This is a genomic window from Streptomyces sp. BE303, assembly GCF_036290945.1.
In the GTDB taxonomy this organism is placed as follows: Bacteria; Actinomycetota; Actinomycetes; order Streptomycetales; family Streptomycetaceae; genus Kitasatospora.
Map to the genome: position 1 here is coordinate 1 of NZ_JAQYWZ010000474.1, position 330 is coordinate 330.

Genomic DNA, 330 nt, shown 5'->3' on the forward strand with positions numbered 1-330 from the left:
GGCCCCCGCACCCTACAAAAACAACACAAAAACAAACAACAAAAACACCAATTCACCCAACAAAAAACACACCAAAACCACAACAACCCCCACGAACCACCACCCCCCCAACCACACCCCAAACCACGCAAAACAACCAAAACCCCCCCCACACAAAACAAACCACCAAAAAAAAAACAAAAAAAAAAAAAAAAACAACAACAATAAAAAGACAAAACCAACAAAAACAACAAAAAAAAAAAAAAAAAAAAAAAAAAACAAACCAAAAAAAACAAAAAAACAAACCAACAATCACCCCCCCCCCCCAAAACAAAACCCAACAACCACCAA

The 330-nt window shown here is 37.6% G+C and carries 1 protein-coding gene; it reads right to left on the reverse strand.

All coding sequences use genetic code 11. The annotated features are described in order from the left end of the window. Window positions 1-12 precede the first annotated feature (12 nt). Window positions 13-291: a hypothetical protein gene (locus PUR56_RS43370; RefSeq protein ID WP_329948534.1), complete on the reverse strand. Its 279-nt coding sequence runs from the start codon at window positions 289-291 to the stop codon at window positions 13-15. Window positions 292-330: the final 39 nt, after the last annotated feature.